The 15,164-nt window shown below is 60.1% G+C and carries 13 protein-coding genes; 11 read left to right on the top strand and 2 right to left on the bottom strand.

Annotated features, from left to right (window positions below):
• Positions 1 to 350: 350 nt before the first annotated feature.
• The 8 genes from AC1DSG_RS17740 (at position 351) to AC1DSG_RS17705 (ending at position 8,759) form a co-directional block, all read left to right on the top strand.
• Positions 351 to 1,205, top strand: coding sequence for a MurR/RpiR family transcriptional regulator (locus AC1DSG_RS17740; protein ID WP_477792046.1), 855 nt, complete (start codon positions 351 to 353; stop codon positions 1,203 to 1,205).
• 2 nt (positions 1,206 to 1,207) lie between these two features.
• A complete protein-coding gene (locus tag AC1DSG_RS17735) occupies positions 1,208 to 1,852 on the top strand; it encodes a cysteine hydrolase family protein (protein WP_477792045.1) in 645 nt (214 codons plus the stop codon).
• On the top strand, positions 1,849 to 3,180 hold the full coding sequence (locus AC1DSG_RS17730) for a glutamine synthetase family protein (protein ID WP_477792044.1): 1,332 nt from the start codon (positions 1,849 to 1,851) through the stop codon (positions 3,178 to 3,180). The genes AC1DSG_RS17735 and AC1DSG_RS17730 overlap by 4 nt, the downstream gene beginning before the upstream one ends.
• Positions 3,164 to 3,916, top strand: a complete 753-nt coding sequence (locus tag AC1DSG_RS17725) for an N-formylglutamate amidohydrolase (protein ID WP_477792043.1) — start codon at positions 3,164 to 3,166, stop codon at positions 3,914 to 3,916. The genes AC1DSG_RS17730 and AC1DSG_RS17725 overlap by 17 nt, the downstream gene beginning before the upstream one ends.
• A 55-nt stretch (positions 3,917 to 3,971) precedes the next feature.
• Positions 3,972 to 5,321: an APC family permease gene (locus AC1DSG_RS17720; protein WP_477792042.1), complete on the top strand. Its 1,350-nt coding sequence runs from the start codon at positions 3,972 to 3,974 to the stop codon at positions 5,319 to 5,321.
• 119 nt (positions 5,322 to 5,440) lie between these two features.
• Complete coding sequence (locus AC1DSG_RS17715) at positions 5,441 to 6,457, top strand: arginine N-succinyltransferase (RefSeq protein ID WP_477792041.1); 1,017 nt, start codon at positions 5,441 to 5,443, stop codon at positions 6,455 to 6,457.
• Positions 6,458 to 6,518: 61 nt separating this feature from the next.
• Positions 6,519 to 7,553 (top strand): arginine N-succinyltransferase, encoded by a 1,035-nt coding sequence (gene astA / locus AC1DSG_RS17710; RefSeq protein ID WP_477792040.1) that lies wholly within the window; start codon positions 6,519 to 6,521, stop codon positions 7,551 to 7,553.
• A 336-nt stretch (positions 7,554 to 7,889) separates the two neighbouring features.
• Positions 7,890 to 8,759, top strand: coding sequence for an isocitrate lyase/PEP mutase family protein (locus AC1DSG_RS17705; RefSeq protein WP_477792039.1), 870 nt, complete (start codon positions 7,890 to 7,892; stop codon positions 8,757 to 8,759).
• A gap of 125 nt (positions 8,760 to 8,884) precedes the next feature.
• Here the strand turns inward: AC1DSG_RS17705 and AC1DSG_RS17700 are convergent, their stop codons facing one another.
• Both AC1DSG_RS17700 and AC1DSG_RS17695 read right to left on the bottom strand, forming a co-directional pair.
• Complete coding sequence (locus AC1DSG_RS17700) at positions 8,885 to 9,187, bottom strand: hypothetical protein (RefSeq protein WP_477792038.1); 303 nt, start codon at positions 9,185 to 9,187, stop codon at positions 8,885 to 8,887.
• A 446-nt stretch (positions 9,188 to 9,633) separates the two neighbouring features.
• Positions 9,634 to 10,704 (bottom strand): diguanylate cyclase, encoded by a 1,071-nt coding sequence (locus tag AC1DSG_RS17695; protein WP_477792037.1) that lies wholly within the window; start codon positions 10,702 to 10,704, stop codon positions 9,634 to 9,636.
• A gap of 191 nt (positions 10,705 to 10,895) precedes the next feature.
• On the opposite strand from AC1DSG_RS17695, the gene AC1DSG_RS17690 reads away from it, so the two are divergent.
• From AC1DSG_RS17690 to hglS, 3 genes are all read left to right on the top strand, one after another.
• Entirely contained in the window at positions 10,896 to 12,350 is a 1,455-nt protein-coding gene (locus AC1DSG_RS17690; RefSeq protein WP_477792036.1) for a flavin-containing monooxygenase, read from the top strand.
• Between the two features lie 22 nt (positions 12,351 to 12,372).
• On the top strand, positions 12,373 to 13,320 hold the full coding sequence (locus AC1DSG_RS17685; RefSeq protein ID WP_477792035.1) for an alpha/beta fold hydrolase: 948 nt from the start codon (positions 12,373 to 12,375) through the stop codon (positions 13,318 to 13,320).
• Positions 13,321 to 13,731: 411 nt separating this feature from the next.
• Complete coding sequence (gene hglS / locus AC1DSG_RS17680) at positions 13,732 to 15,117, top strand: 2-oxoadipate dioxygenase/decarboxylase HglS (protein ID WP_477792034.1); 1,386 nt, start codon at positions 13,732 to 13,734, stop codon at positions 15,115 to 15,117.
• Positions 15,118 to 15,164 lie beyond the last annotated feature (47 nt).

The raw sequence follows: 15,164 nt of genomic DNA, 5'->3' as shown, positions 1-15,164 counted from the left end.
GCTTGCACGGATCATCACCCTGTCAATGAAACAAAAAACGGCAACACGCCGCAAATAAGTTGCCCAATTGTGCCGCAAGAAGCCCGGTTCAGGGCGTTTCGTTTTAATCGGTAAACACGGGTTACCGGCACAGCGGGTCGATAAAATTCGGCAATGTCCGACAGTGATACGGGCGATGTCCTACACGCGCTGTCGACTTCCGTGTAGCCCGCGTAGCACGCGGGTTTCGCCCCGTTTTGGGGCTCGAAAAAAACACGAAAAAATTCACTAGACTTGTAGAGTCCATTACACAAATACTGTTTTAGCAATTTATGAAATGAAACCGACACCCCCATCCAGCAGGAGCCCGGATGCCCACCCTCAGAGACCTGATCACCGATGCTGGCCTGGAATTGACGCCAGCGGAACGCAAAGTCATACGTGCCTTGCTGGACCACTACCCGCGCAACGGACTTGGTCCGATGTCACGTTTGGCCGAACATGCCGGTGTCAGCGATCCCACCATTGTGCGGCTGGTGAAGAAACTCGGTTTCAGCGGTTACGCCGATTTCCAGGAGGCCCTGCTCAGCGACATGGACCACCGCTTGCGGTCCCCCAGCGCCCAGTTGCAACCGCGCTCCCATCTGCAAAAAGGTGATGCCTGGAGCCACTATCTGGAAGGCAGCCATCGAGCGCTGGTGGATACCCATGCGCTGACCCAGCCCGAAGACATTCGGATCCTCGTCGAGTGGCTACTCGACACCCGCCATCAGGTGCATTGCTTTGGCGGGCGTTTCAGCAGTTTCCTTGCCCACTATTTGCTCAACCACCTGCGCCTGTTGCGACCCGGCTGCTTTGCCCTGGAAGACAACGCCCAACTGCCGGACCGGGTGTTCGACGTGCAGCGTCAAGACGTGGTGCTGGTGTTCGACTATCGCCGCTACCAGTCGCGGACCTTGCGTCTGACCAGCGCCGTCAAGAGCCGATACGCCCGGGTGGTTTTGTTCACTGACATCTATGCTTCACCGCTGCGGGAGATGGCGGACCTGATCATCAGTGCGCCAGTGGAATCGGTGTCGGCCTTCGACACTATGGTGCCTGCGCTGGCCCAGGTGGAGGCATTGATTGCCTGCCTGACGTTGCGCAGCCCTGACCTCGCCGATCGCCTGGAAGGCATCGACACCCTGCGCGGCGAATTTGACACCCACCTGCTGGAGGATAAATAAGGATGTTTACGCTCCCCCATCGCTCACCCCGGGACTTGCCGTTTACCGCCCACCACACCGCGTTGTTGCTGGTGGACATGCAGCGCGCCTGGCTCGAACCGCAGTTCGACCCGCACCTCAACGGGCCCGACGCCGAATACTTCCTGACTCGCACCCACAGGCAGGTGGTGCCCAATCAACGACGGTTGCTGAATGCCTTTCGCAGCGCCGGGCAAAACGTGTTGCACACGATCATCGAAAGCCTCACCGCCGATGGCCGCGACCGCTCGCTGGACCACAAGCTCTCGGACATGCACGTGCCCAAGGGCAGCCCGTCAGCGCGAATCATCGAAGACCTGACACCCACAGAGAACGAAATCGTCCTGCCCAAGACCTCCTCCGGGACGTTCAACTCCACCAACATCGACTACGTGCTACGCAACCTCGAGACCCGGCATCTGGTCATCGCCGGCATCGTCACCGACCAATGCGTAGACATGGCCGTGCGTGACGCCGCCGACCGCGGCTACCTGGTGACGCTGGTGGAAGATGCCTGCGCGACCTACACGCCGGAACGCCATCTTGCCTGCCTGAATGCGATCAAAGGTTACTGCTGGATCACCGACACCCAGACCGTTCTCGACCGGTTGCAGGAGATGCAGGCATGAGCGAACGCCTGTCAGCGCTGCCTATGACCACCCTGGTCACCACCGACCTGATTGGTGTGACACGCGGTCGCTCGTTTCCCACGGACGAACTTGAACACTACCTGGCAACGGGTTGCGGCTGGGTCCCGGCCAACAGCGCATTAACGCCGCAAGACATCATCGCCTCCACCAACCCGTGGGGCGCTTATGGCGATTTGCGGCTGATTCCTGACGTGAGCAGCCGGGTGACGGTCAACAACGRTCCGGATGCTACGGCCCCGGCGCTGGATTTCATTCATGGTGACCTTCGCGAAACCGATGGCCGCCCGTGGGGCGCTTGCCCGCGCACCCTGTTGCGCCATGAAGTCGAGCGTTATCGRGCCGAACTGGGCTTGCAGGTCAATGCCGCGTTTGAGCATGAATTCAACCTCAACAGCGGCACGACAGAACACCTCGCGTTCTCCCTTGAGGCCCAGCGCCAAGGCGCCGAATTCGGCGGCTGGTTGCTCAGTGCCCTGCGCGCTGGCGGAGTCGAACCGGAGATGTTCCTGCCTGAATACGGCAAGCATCAATACGAAATCACCTGTCGTCCCGCCCTCGGTGTGGCCGCCGCAGATCGCGCGGTGAACGTGCGGGAAATCACCCGCGAAATCGCCCGGCAGATGAACCTGGACATGAGCTTCGCGCCCAAGACCTCCGAGCACGCGGTGTGCAATGGCGTGCACCTGCATGTCAGCCTGCTGGACCTGGCCGCTCAACCGGTGATGTACGACGCGGGCACCACCARTGGCCTGTCGACCCTCGGCCAGCACTGGGCCGCCGGCATCCTGCATTACTTGCCGGCACTGTGTGCTTTTACCGCGCCGACGCCGGTGTCCTACGAACGATTGCAGCCGCATCACTGGAGTGCGTCCTACGCCTGCCTTGGTCAACGCAACCGTGAAGCGGCGCTGCGGATTTGCCCGACCGTAAGCCTGGGCGGCAAATCGGTGGCGGCGCAATACAACGTGGAATTTCGCGCCCTGGACGCTACGGCCTCGCCACACCTGGCGATGGCGGCGCTGCTGATCGCCGGGCGACTGGGCATCGAGCAGCGCCTGGCCTTGAACGCGATCACCGATGAAGTCCCCGACGCCCTCAACGAAGAACAACGCCAGGCCCGCGGCATCGTCGCCCTGCCCGCGTCCCTGGCCGAGGCGCTGGACAGCTTGCGCCAAAGTGAAGCGCTGATCGAAGCCTTGCCCAATGCATTACTGGACACCTACTTCGCCCTTAAATCCGAGGAGCTGACGCTGACGGAACAGCTGTCGCCCGCCGAACTCTGTGAGCACTATGCGCGCCTGTACTGAATCTCCTGAACTCGGGCTGTTCACCGAGCCGACCTTCACCTTGAGCCGCGAAACCAGCGAGCACCCGCTGATTCTGGTGTGCGAGCACGCCAGCCGCTTTATCCCGGCCACACTCAATAACCTGGGCCTTGGCCCCGAAGCCGCTCGCGAGCATATTGCCTGGGATATCGGCGCCCTGGCGCTGGCGCAGGGTTTGTCCAATGCGCTGGGTGCGACGTTGCTGKCGGCCAATTACTCGCGATTGCTGATAGACCTCAACCGCCCGCTGCACGCCGCGGACAGCATTCCCTCGCAGAGTGAGATTTATCCGATTCCGGGTAATCGGGATATTGACGAGGCCACTCGCGAGTACCGCCGGCAATGCCTGTTCAAGCCGTTTCATTCGCGGCTGCAGACCTTGATCGATGAACGTCTCGCCCAAGGCCGACCGGTGCGGCTGGTCGGCATTCACAGCTTCACCCCGGTTTACCATGGCCAACCCCGTGCACTGGAAGCCGGTGTGCTGTTTGCCGAAGCCAAGGATTATGCCCAACGATTGATCGCTGGCTTGAGCCGGCACCCGTTGAAGGTCGCCGCCAATGAACCGTACAAGATCAACCCACTGGGCGACATGACCGTGCCCGTACACGGCGACGCACGCGGACTGGAGGCGGTGCTGATCGAGGTGCGCAACGACTTGTTGCGCACGCCTGAAAACGTCAGTCGCTGGACCGACTACCTGGCACCGTTGTTGTAACCCGACAGTTTCAAACTGGCAGCCACCGCTGCTTAACTCCAAGGAGAAGGGTCTCATGGAAATTGAGAAATTTGGCTACAAGCAAGAATTGAAACGCAGCCTGACACTGACCGATCTGGTGGTGTACGGGATGATCTTCATGATCCCCATCGCGCCCTTTGGCGTGTACGGCTATGTCAATGCCGAGGCACCGGGCATGGTGCCGCTGGCCTACCTCATCGGCATGCTTGCGATGCTGTTCACGGCCCTCAGTTACGGCAGCATGGCCCGGGCGTTTCCGATTGCCGGCTCGGTGTATTCCTACGCACAACGGGGTCTCAACCCCCATGTCGGGTTTATCGCCGGCTGGCTGATGCTGCTCGATTACCTGCTGATTCCACCGCTGCTCTACGTGTATGCCGCGATGGCGCTGAATCACCTTTACCCGGACATCCCGAAAGTCGGTTTCATCCTCGCGTTTTTGGTTAGCGCGACCTTTGTGAACCTGCGGGGCATTACCTTCACCGCACGCATGAATATCGTGTTTCTGCTGGCGCAACTGGTGGTGCTGGGGATCTTCCTGTTCTACGCCTGGAGCGCACTGCACAACGGCGGCGGTAACGGTCAGCTGACGCTGGCGCCGCTGTACAACCCCGTGACTTTTAATTTCGCCCTGCTGATGCAAGCGGTGTCGATTGCCGTGCTGTCGTTCCTGGGGTTCGACGCGATTTCCACCCTCGCCGAAGAAATCAAAGACGACCCGGGCCGCAGCGTCGGCAAGGCTGCGTTGATCACCCTGCTGGTGATGGGCACTATTTTTGTCGCGCAGACCTGGATTGCCACGGATCTCGCCGCGGGTATGGGGTTCAAATCCGCCGACACCGCGTTCTATGAAATCGCCGACATCGCCGCCGGCAGTTGGCTGGCAACCCTGACCGCCGTGGCCACGGCCCTGGCCTGGGGAGTGGCGGTGGCGATCACTTCGCAAGCGGCGGTATCGCGCCTGTTGTTCGGCATGGCTCGGGACGGAAAACTGCCAAAAGTGCTCGCCAGGGTTCACCCCAAACACAACACCCCGTACCTGAGCATTTACCTGGTGGCGGTGCTGTCGCTGGTGATCTGCTACCTGTTCATCAATTCGGTGGACACCCTCACGTCGTTGGTGAACTTCGGCGCGTTGAGCGGCTTCATGTTGCTGCACCTGACAGTTATTAACTACTACTGGCGTCGGCAGCAGTCCGACCAGCTGATCAGGCATCTGGTCTGCCCGTCGGTTGGCTTTATCATCGTTGCGGCAATCATGTACAACATGGGGGTTGATGCACAGAAACTGGGCCTGATCTGGATTGCCTTGGGGCTGGTGTATCTGTTTTTCCTCAAAAAACCGGGCGCCAGCACAGAGCTGTCCGACCCGAGCAATGGCTGACAAGAAAAAKGGCGGCGTCTGACAACAAATCAGGCGGTCGCTGCTTTCACGCGTGGAACCCGACAGTGATAGTCAGGTTCGGTGCACTACACCGAGCCCTTTAATACAGGAGTGTAGCCATGCTGGTCTTACGCCCAGTCGAATTAACCGACCTGCCCCAGCTACAACAACTGGCACGCGACAGCCTGCTAGGCGTCACGTCGTTGCCGGACGACACCGAGCGCTTGCGCAGCAGAATTGTCGATTCCTGCGCCTCATTCGAAAAAGACGTTGAGGAACATGGCCCGGAGAACTACTTCTTCGTGCTTGAGGACCTGACGGCCCGGCGCCTGGTCGGGTGCTCGGAAATCCTCGCCACCGCCGGTTTCAACGAGCCGTTCTACAGCTTGCGCAACCGCCACTTCACCAGCACCTCCCGGGAGCTGAACATCGAGCATGGTGTCCCGGCACTGTCGTTATGCCAGGACCTCAACGGTCACACCTTGCTGCGCGGCTTTCACATCGATGCCCCGCTGGTGCGCAGCGCATTTTCGCAGTTGCTGTCACGGGCACGGCTGCTGTTCATCGCCGCCCATTCGCAGCGATTTGCCGAAGCGGTGATCACCGAAATCGTCGGTTACAGCAGCGATGACGGGCAATCGCCGTTCTGGGATGCGCTGGGTAAACACTTTTTCGACCTGCCTTATGCCGAGGCCGAACGATTGTGCGGCCTACAAGCCCGGACCTTCCTCGCCGAACTGATGCCGCAGTACCCGATCTACGTGCCGATGCTGCCGCAGGCAGCGCAGGAGTGCATCGGCCGAATTCACCCCGAAGGCCAGGAGGCCTTCGATATTCTTGAGCGTGAAGGGTTTGAAACCAACAGCTACATCGACCTGTTCGACGGTGGCCCGACCCTGTATGCACGCACCTCGAACGTGCTCTCCATCGCCCAAAGCGTGACTGGCACGGTGCAGACCGGTTCGTCCATCGATGCGCGCGGTCGCTACCTGGTCAGCAATGACRCACTCAGGGGTTATCGCGCCATCGTCGCCGAGCTGGATTACCAAGCCGGTCAGCCGGTGGGGTTGAGCGCCGACATGTGCATCGCCCTGAACGTGACCGATGGCAGCCCGATCCGGCTGATCGCCCTGTGAGTACCACCTGGCCCCGCGCCCAACGACAGCGCCCGAACAGGTGCGAACAAGGAGCAGCATCATGATTGTCCGCCCGGTTAGCGTCACCGACCTGCCCGCCTTGATGGACCTGGTGCAACAAGCCGGCCCCGGGTTCACCACCCTGCCGGCCAATGAGGAACGCCTGGCGCACCGGGTGCGCTGGGCCCAGCGGACGTTCGCCGAACAGGTCGAGCGTGCGGATGCCGATTACCTGTTTGTGCTGGRGGATGACGATCAGCATGTGGTCGGCATCAGTGCATTGGCCGGCGCCGTAGGCCTGCGCGACCCCTGGTACAACTATCGGGTCGGGCTGACCGTCAGCGCTTCGCCGGACCTGGGGATCGAGCGGCAGATTCCGACCTTGTTCCTGAACAACGAAATGACCGGCCAATCGCAACTCTGCTCGCTGTTTCTGCGACACGATCAACGCCAGGGTACAAATGGTCGCTTACTGTCGCTGGCGCGCCTGCTGTTCGTCGCCGAGTTCCCGCAACTGTTCGGCGACAAGCTCATCGCCGAACTGCGGGGCAGTGCCGACGAGCAGGGTTGTTCACCGTTCTGGGACAGCCTGGGCCGGCACTTCTTCAAGATGGAGTTCAGTTATGCCGATCACCTGTCGGGGCTGGGCAGCAAATCATTCATCGCCGAACTGATGCCGCGCCAACCGCTCTACACCTGCCTGCTGACTGAACAGGCCCAGGCCGTGATTGGCAAAGCTCACCCGAACACTGAACCGGCCATGAAGATCCTCAATGCCGAGGGGTTTGCCCACAAGKGCTACATTGATATTTTCGACGCCGGGCCGGTGATTGAGGCTCCCGTGTCCAAAATCCGCACCGTGCGCGACAGTCAGGCGCTGGTATTGGCCATCGGCACACCTGACGAGCAGGCCCCGGTGTGGCTGATCTATAACCGCCGCCTGGAAAACTGCCGCATTACCGCAGCCCAGGCGCGAATGGTCGGCAATAGCCTGGTGGTCGACCGCCTCACTGCCAAACGCCTGCAATTGCAACCCGGCAACTCGGTGCGCGCAGTGCCTTTGCTCAATCAACAGCGGCAGACTGTGGCGGCGTAATCGCCCGATGGCGAATGCTGCGCACTCGGACGTCCGAACGCGGCCCGAACCTTCGGCAGCTGCTACAAATCCCCTCAACCAGCTCTGACTCACTACCCTCCCCGTAGCAGCTGTCGAGCAACGCGAGGCTGCGTCTGGGATTTGCCTGACAAAACGCGATTGCCCGGTGAGGTTCAAGACGGTATCTACATGGGTTAGCGTTACGCCGAGGATTCGAGTTAATGGCATTGTTAATTCGTCATCATCTTCACCTTGTCCACGTGATAGCCTTTTGTTCCTTCGGCGTTGACACTTTTGCTCAAGCCCTTCCATTCCCATTGCAGTGGTGGAACTCGTATGTCCAGGCTTTCCCATCAAGATTTGCGCCGTAACTTTCGCGAACTGTTCGCTTCCAACACCTGCTACCACACGGCTTCGGTCTTCGACCCGATGTCGGCCCGCATTGCCGCTGACCTGGGTTTTGAAGTGGGGATTCTGGGCGGTTCCGTCGCATCGTTGCAGGTGCTGGGCGCTCCCGACTTTGCGTTGATCACCCTCAGCGAGTTCGCCGAACAGGCGACACGCATCGGCCGTGTCGCGCAATTGCCGGTCATCGCCGACGCCGACCATGGCTACGGCAACGCGCTCAACGTGATGCGCACCATTGTCGAACTCGAACGCGCCGGCATCGCCGCACTGACCATCGAAGACACCTTGCTGCCCGCGCAATTCGGCCGTAAATCCACTGACCTGATCGGTGTCGCGGAAGGCGTCGGCAAGATCCGCGCAGCGCTGGAAGCCCGGGTGGATTCGGAAATGGCGATCATCGCCCGCACCAACGCCGGCATCCTGCCCATCCAGGAAATCATCAACCGCACCCAGCAATACCAGGCCGCCGGCGCAGACGGGATCTGCATGGTGGGCGTGCAGGACTTCGACCAACTGGAAAAAATCGCCGAACACCTGAGCGTGCCGCTGATGCTGGTCACCTATGGCAACCCGGCGCTGCGCGACGACAAACGCCTGGCCGAGCTGGGCGTGCGAGTGACCATTGACGGTCATGGTGCTTACTTCGCGGCGATCAAGGCGACGTACGACAGCTTGCGCGAGCAGCGGCAGATCTTTACCCAGGCCTCGGACTTGAGCGCTACGGAACTGACGCATACCTATACGCAGCCTGAGGATTACATTCGCTGGGCGCAAGAGTTCATGCGTGTGAAGGAGTGATGGTTTAGCCGGTTTAGCTGTATTGCCTGGGCTGACGTCATCGCGGGCAAGCCACGCTCCCACAGGGGAATGCGTTTCAACCGTGGGAGCGTGGTTTGCCCGCGAAGGGGCCGGTTGCAACACCGCTAGATTGCAGCCTTGAACCCCTCCTCCCGCTGCAACGCCCGCGCCCGGATCACATCCAGTATCGCGCACCCTTCACGCATCAGCAGATGCACTGCCCCGGTGACACGGGTCAGATCACAGTCTGAAATCCCTTTGAGGCCCAGGCTGGACAAGGTGTCCGTCAGATCACGAACCACCGTGAAGCGATGCGCCGCGCAGGCTGCGAGGTCGCTGAGTTCTTTGTGGGTATTGATGAAGAGCACCGGATTTTCGGCGTCGTAGGTGTCGATGGGGAGGTAACGGGGCATAACTTGGTCGTGCATAGGTGTAACTCCAAATAGAGCATCCACCGTTCGCGGCCAAGCGAATTAGGTGGCAGCTGTGTGCGGGTTGGCCGACCGGCACACCCAAACCCGGCACACCCTAGGGTGTCCCGCGCACAGCTGCCATAACACGATGCTCAGACATAAAAGGTCTGAGCAATGGCACTGATGCGTTTGATGTGACCGACCGACCAAGGTCGTTCGCAGAGTTTTCCGCGAGCCCGAACTATAGGGGTCGATACCGAAACGCGGCAACAGGGTACGTTGTAGGAAACGTCTTGGAAAGTTGTGCGCCTCATGATGATCGTTCCCACGCTCTGCGTGGTAACGCAGCCCGGGACGCTCCGCGTCCCTCTCAAGCCGAACGCGGAGCGTCCGTTGAGGCATTCCCACGCGGAGCGTGGGAACGATCACATCGTTCCCACAGGGGGATTGGCGGTGCTGGATCAGACCGAGTCGAGCAGTTCGTGATTGGGATTGCCATTAATGCGGCAAATCACCCGATTGCGCCCCGTGGTTTTGGCTTCATACAACGCCTGATCCGCATCGTTGAGCCACACGGTTGCGTCAGTATGCGTCGGGTCAAACGCCGCCAGACCAATGCTCAAGCTGACCTTCAACCCCGGACTCTGCTCGTAACCCAGCGTGGCAAAACGGTCGCGCAAGGCGTCCATCGTCGCGGCGGCGCCGTTCAATGGCACGTCGGGCAGGATCACGCAGAACTCGTCGCCGCCATAACGCCCGGCAATATCAGTGGCGCGCAGGTTCTGCTTGAGCACTTTGCTCAGCTGGCGCAACACGATGTCCCCGGCGACGTGGCCGTAGGTGTCATTGATGGTTTTAAAATGGTCGATGTCGATCAGTGCAATCGCCCCGCCCTGCTCACGTTGGCAACGCTGGAATTCGACATCCAGTTGGTCCTTCCAGGCGCCATGGTTCAACAGGCCGGTCAGGCTGTCGGTGCGGCTCAGCGCCAGCAACTCGCACTTTTGTCGGCCAAGGGTAGTGGCCTGACGAAAGCAGAGCCAGCCCAACGACAAGGGATACACAATCAATAAGGGCATGCAGGCGAGCATTTGCAACGGTGTCGTCGACGGGATGAAGGCCGGGGTAAACACCAACCCTCCAACCACCATCCCGAGAATCTGCGCGACAAAGCCTACTAACAGAAAACGCAAACCGCCGATGGCGACATTGTGCATCGCCATCATCGACAGCGTTGCAACGCTGGGCAGCGGATTGAACTGAATGGCCGCCACCCAGAAACCACCAAGAAAGGCGTCGACCAGAATATTGCGATGCTCGGAGTGAGTCGGCACCTTGGCCCGTTGCGCCCACTGATGGGCAACGTGCGGCCAAAGCACGCCGTTGAACACCATCAGCCCCCACACCCACGGTGCCGGGTCGAGTGGGTACATCGCCGCGCCCACGCACAACAAGCCCAAGGCCAGGCCCAAGGTTCGCGATGCGTAGAGCCTCCTGGCCAATGAAAGTCCTTTTCCTCCCGAATTTACCATAGGGCCTCTGCGCCACTGAACGAAACCTGATAACACCGGGGTTGCAGGTGCGTTGAGAGTCTATCAGGGTGACGTTAAATAGCCATCACCGGCGAGCGGGCTGAATACCAGGGTATTGCCACCACGCGAGTCGACAATGTTTGGCTATACATGAAGGGAGGGTTCAATAAACAATGATAAAAAGGAGGCCCATGCAAACCTTTCAAGTGTTGATCATCGGCAGTGGTTTTGGCGGTCAGTGCGCGGCGATCAATTTGCTCAAGGCGGGCATCGACGATTTTCGCCTGCTGGAACGACGGGACTTTTTCGGCGGCACCTGGTGCCAGAACACCTACCCCGGCGCGGCGGTGGATGTGCCCTCGCCCCTGTATTCGCTGTCCTTTGCGCCCTATCGCTGGACGCAAATGTTCGCCGAACAGGCGGAACTGCACCGCTACACCCAGTACGTGGTGGAACACTTCGGCCTGCGGGACAAGGTCGAACTGGAGGCCAATGTCGAACGGATCGAATGGGATGACGCCAGCAAACGCTGGGCCGTGCACACCGCCGCCAAAGGCACGTATTACGCGCAGTTTCTGATTAATGCGACGGGGCCATTGAGCCAACCGGTCGTCCCGCACTTCGAGGGTATGGAGCGCTTTCAGGGTAAGACTTTTCACACCAACAACTGGGACCATTCCTACGACTACCGGCAAAAACGCGTGGCCATCATCGGCAGTGGTGCCAGCGCCGCGCAGGTCATCCCGGCGATTGCTCCGGACGTCGAGCACTTGCATGTTTTTCAACGCACGCCGCACTGGGTACTGCCAAGGGCCGACCGCGCATTTGGGCCGTTTCAGCGTTGGCTGCTGGGCCTGAAACCGGCCTACAAACTGCTGCGCTGGATGATCTACTGGCAGTTTGAAACCCGGGTGATTGCCTTCAAATACTCGAAACCGGCCGTCCACATGGTCCAGCAACACGCCCTGCGCTTCCTCAAGCGTCAGGTGCCAGACCCCGAATTACGCAAAAAACTGACGCCGGACTTCACCATCGGCTGCAAGCGGGTGATTGTCTCCAGCACCCTGTACCCGACGCTCGGCCGCAGCAACGTCACCCTGCACAGCCGCGAGCAAGGCATTGCGTCTATCGATGAAACCGGCATCGTTACCCAGGACGGCCAGCACATCGACCTCGACCTGATTGTCTGGTCCACCGGTTACGACGCCACCGACGGGGTGATTTCCTACCCGGTCACCGGCAAGCACGGCACGCAACTCAAAGACGTCTGGGCGCAGTATCCCCGGGCCTATCTGGGTACCAGCCTGCCGGACTTCCCGAACCTGTTCATCGTCACCGGCCCCAACACCGGCATTGGCCACACCTCGGCGCTGTTCATCATCGAGTCGCAGATGAATTACATCCTCGACTGTATCCGTACGTTAAAAGCACAGGGTTTACGCAGCATTGAAGTTCGCGCCGAAGCGGAACGTACCTACACTGAAATGATCCACCGTGAGATGGAGCGCACCGTATGGAAGTCCGGAGGGTGCCACAGTTGGTACCAAAGCAAGAGCGGTCATGTGATTGCCATGTTTCCGGGGTTCAGTTTCAGTTATCACCGATTGACCCGGGCCTTGAAACCCGCCGACCACATCCTGTCCTGATCACGTAAAAGGAAGTCATACGATGCTTCTATTCGTTGTCATCATCGCGGTTGTCGTGGCCTGGAGCTGGTTGAACTATCCAGCCATCGGTTATTGGCTGTATGACTTGAGCATGGCCATTGAAGCCAAGCTGTATCGGCTGCACAAAATCGTCGTGCCCATTAACGAGATGACCGTCTCGACCTGGCAAGGCGGGCCGTATGAGGCGTCCAGCAGCGTGCTGATGCTGCACGGCTACAGCGCCGACAAAAATCTGTGGCTGCGATTTGCCCGGCACTTTGTCGGCAATTATCGGGTGATCATTCCGGACATTGCCGGGCATGGCGAAACCGGCTTCAAGGCCGGCGGCGGCTATGACATCCCGCTGCAAGCCAAGCGCATGATCCAGTTGCTGGATGTCTGCGGGGTCGAGAAGGTGCATGTGATCGGCAACTCAATGGGCGGTTACATCGCGGCGTGGCTGGCGGCCACGTATCCGGATCGAATTGCTTCCGTGGCGCTGATCGACCCGGCCGGGGTCACCGCGCCCGAGGCCAGTGATCTGGAGCGGCATTTGGCCAAGGGTCACAACCCGTTTCTGATTCATTCGCGGGAAGAGTTTCAATACTTCTACGCCATGACCATGGCCGAACCACCGTGGGTGCCCCGCGTGGTGCTGGACGCCATTGCCCACCGCTATGCACACAGCCGCGATGAACTGGAAGAAATCTTCAACGACTTTCGCGCCAGCCCGCCGATGGAGCCGAAGTTGGCCGACATCAAGTGTCCGGCACTGTTGCTGTGGGGGCACAAGGACCGTTTGATCGACGTCAGCAGCGTGGCGGTCTGGAGCAAAGGCATCGTCGATCTGCGGGTGCATATCTGGGATCACAGTGGCCACATGCCGATGGTCGAACAGCCCGCCAATACCGCACGACTGTATCGGGAGTTCCTGGGATCGCTGCGCACGGAAAGCCGCTCCCACCTGTAACAACCGCCCTGTAGATACCGTCTTGAACCTCACCGGGCAATCGCGTTTTGTCAGGCARATCCCAGACGCAGCCTCGCGYTGCTCGTCAGCTGCTACGGGGAGGGTAGTGAATCAGAGCTGGTTGAGGGGTTTTGTAGCAGCTGTCGAGCCCCGGCGAGGCTGCGTCCGGCGGCGCAGCCGTCGTAAACCCTGAGAACGCGGTTCAACTGAAAAACCGCAATGCCTGATTTCACGACGGCTGCGCCGCCGGACGCAGCCTCGCGCTGCTCGTCAGCTGCTACAGGGCTACAGGTCCGACTGCGAAGCAGTCCTTGGCAGAATGAAGTTCGTAAGATTCTTCGTTTGTCGGCGGCGCAGAAGGCTGCGATCTTTTCGCACATCCTTTACGTCACCGCGCCAGGAATTTTTTTCATGAGCCAGCCACGCTTCGTCAGCCCTGACCTGATCCGCCAACGCTTCTCCAAAGCGATGTCCGACATGTACCGCGAAGAAGTGCCGTTGTACGGCGCGCTGATGGAGTTGGTGGAGCAAACCAACCAATACGTGCTGGACAACGACCCGCAGATCGCCCGTCAGTTGAACAGCACGGGCGAAATCGAGCGCCTGGACCTTGAACGTCACGGCGCCATCCGCGTCGGCACCGCCACAGAACTGGCCACCCTCGCCCGTTTGTTCGCGGTGATGGGCATGCAACCGGTGGGGTATTACGACCTGACCCCGGCCGGCGTGCCGGTGCATTCCACGGCGTTTCGCGCGGTGCACGAAGCGGCGTTGCAAGTCAGCCCGTTTCGCGTGTTCACCTCCCTGCTGCGCCTGGAACTGATCGAAGACCTGGAACTGCGCGCGTTCGCGCAGTCGGTGCTGGATAAACGCCAGATCTTTACCCCGGCAGCGCTGACCCTGATCGAGCGTGCTGAAACCGAGGGCGGCCTTACTGAAGACGAGGMGCAGCACTTCGTCGAACAGGCGCTGGAAACCTTCCGCTGGCACCACAGCGCCACCGTTACCGCCGAGCAATACCAGAAACTCAGCACCCAGCATCRCCTGATCGCCGACGTCGTAGCCTTCAAAGGCCCGCACATCAACCACCTGACGCCGCGCACACTGGACATCGACATCGTACAGGCGCAGATGCCGGCCCATGGCATCACCCCCAAAGCGGTGATCGAAGGCCCGCCCCGCCGTCAGTGCCCGATTCTGTTGCGCCAGACCAGTTTCAAGGCGCTGGACGAGCCGGTTGCCTTCACCGATCAAGCTCAAACCCAAGGCAGTCACAGCGCGCGCTTTGGTGAAATCGAGCAACGTGGCGCCGCGCTGACGCCTAAAGGGCGGGCGCTGTATGACCGTTTGCTCAATGCCGCACGGGACGAGTTGAAAGACTTCCCCAACGAAGCCAATGCCGCACGCTACAACGCGCTGATGGCGCAGCACTTTGGCGAATTTCCTGACACGTACGAAGGCATGCGCCGACAGGAACTGGCGTATTTCCGCTACTTCGTGACGGAAAAAGGCCAAGCGGCAGATGCGTTGGAATCGTTGTCGCTGGAGGACTTGCTCGACGGTGGCTATCTGCGGGTTGAACCGTTGGTGTATGAGGATTTTCTGCCGGTGAGCGCAGCGGGGATTTTCCAGTCGAACCTGGGGGACGCGGCGCAAACCCACTATGGCGTGCATTCGAACCAGCAGGCGTTTGAGCTGGCGCTGGGGCGATCGACGATTGATGAGTTGGGGCTGTATGCCGAGACTCAACGGCGGTCGGTTGAGGAATGCTATGCCGCGTTGGGCCACGCTATCTGAAGCACACTTGTAGCAGCTGGCGCAGCCTGCGTCCGGCTGCGTAGCAG

It is taken from the genome of Pseudomonas sp. P5_A12 (assembly GCF_056400685.1).
Note: the sequence above shows the minus strand (reverse complement) of the source record. Positions and strands in the feature narration are given on the sequence as shown.

What these genes read in the sequence shown, in the direction of transcription:
- AC1DSG_RS17740 (WP_477792046.1), top strand. Translation starts at nt 351, where the DNA reads ATGCCCACCCTCAGAGACCTGATCACCGATGCTGGCCTGGAATTGACG.
- AC1DSG_RS17685 (WP_477792035.1), top strand. Translation starts at nt 12,373, where the DNA reads ATGCTTCTATTCGTTGTCATCATCGCGGTTGTCGTGGCCTGGAGCTGG.
- AC1DSG_RS17700 (WP_477792038.1), bottom strand. Translation starts at nt 9,187, where the DNA reads ATGCACGACCAAGTTATGCCCCGTTACCTCCCCATCGACACCTACGAC.
- AC1DSG_RS17690 (WP_477792036.1), top strand. Translation starts at nt 10,896, where the DNA reads ATGCAAACCTTTCAAGTGTTGATCATCGGCAGTGGTTTTGGCGGTCAG.
- AC1DSG_RS17720 (WP_477792042.1), top strand. Translation starts at nt 3,972, where the DNA reads ATGGAAATTGAGAAATTTGGCTACAAGCAAGAATTGAAACGCAGCCTG.
- AC1DSG_RS17705 (WP_477792039.1), top strand. Translation starts at nt 7,890, where the DNA reads ATGTCCAGGCTTTCCCATCAAGATTTGCGCCGTAACTTTCGCGAACTG.
- AC1DSG_RS17735 (WP_477792045.1), top strand. Translation starts at nt 1,208, where the DNA reads ATGTTTACGCTCCCCCATCGCTCACCCCGGGACTTGCCGTTTACCGCC.
- AC1DSG_RS17695 (WP_477792037.1), bottom strand. Translation starts at nt 10,704, where the DNA reads ATGGTAAATTCGGGAGGAAAAGGACTTTCATTGGCCAGGAGGCTCTAC.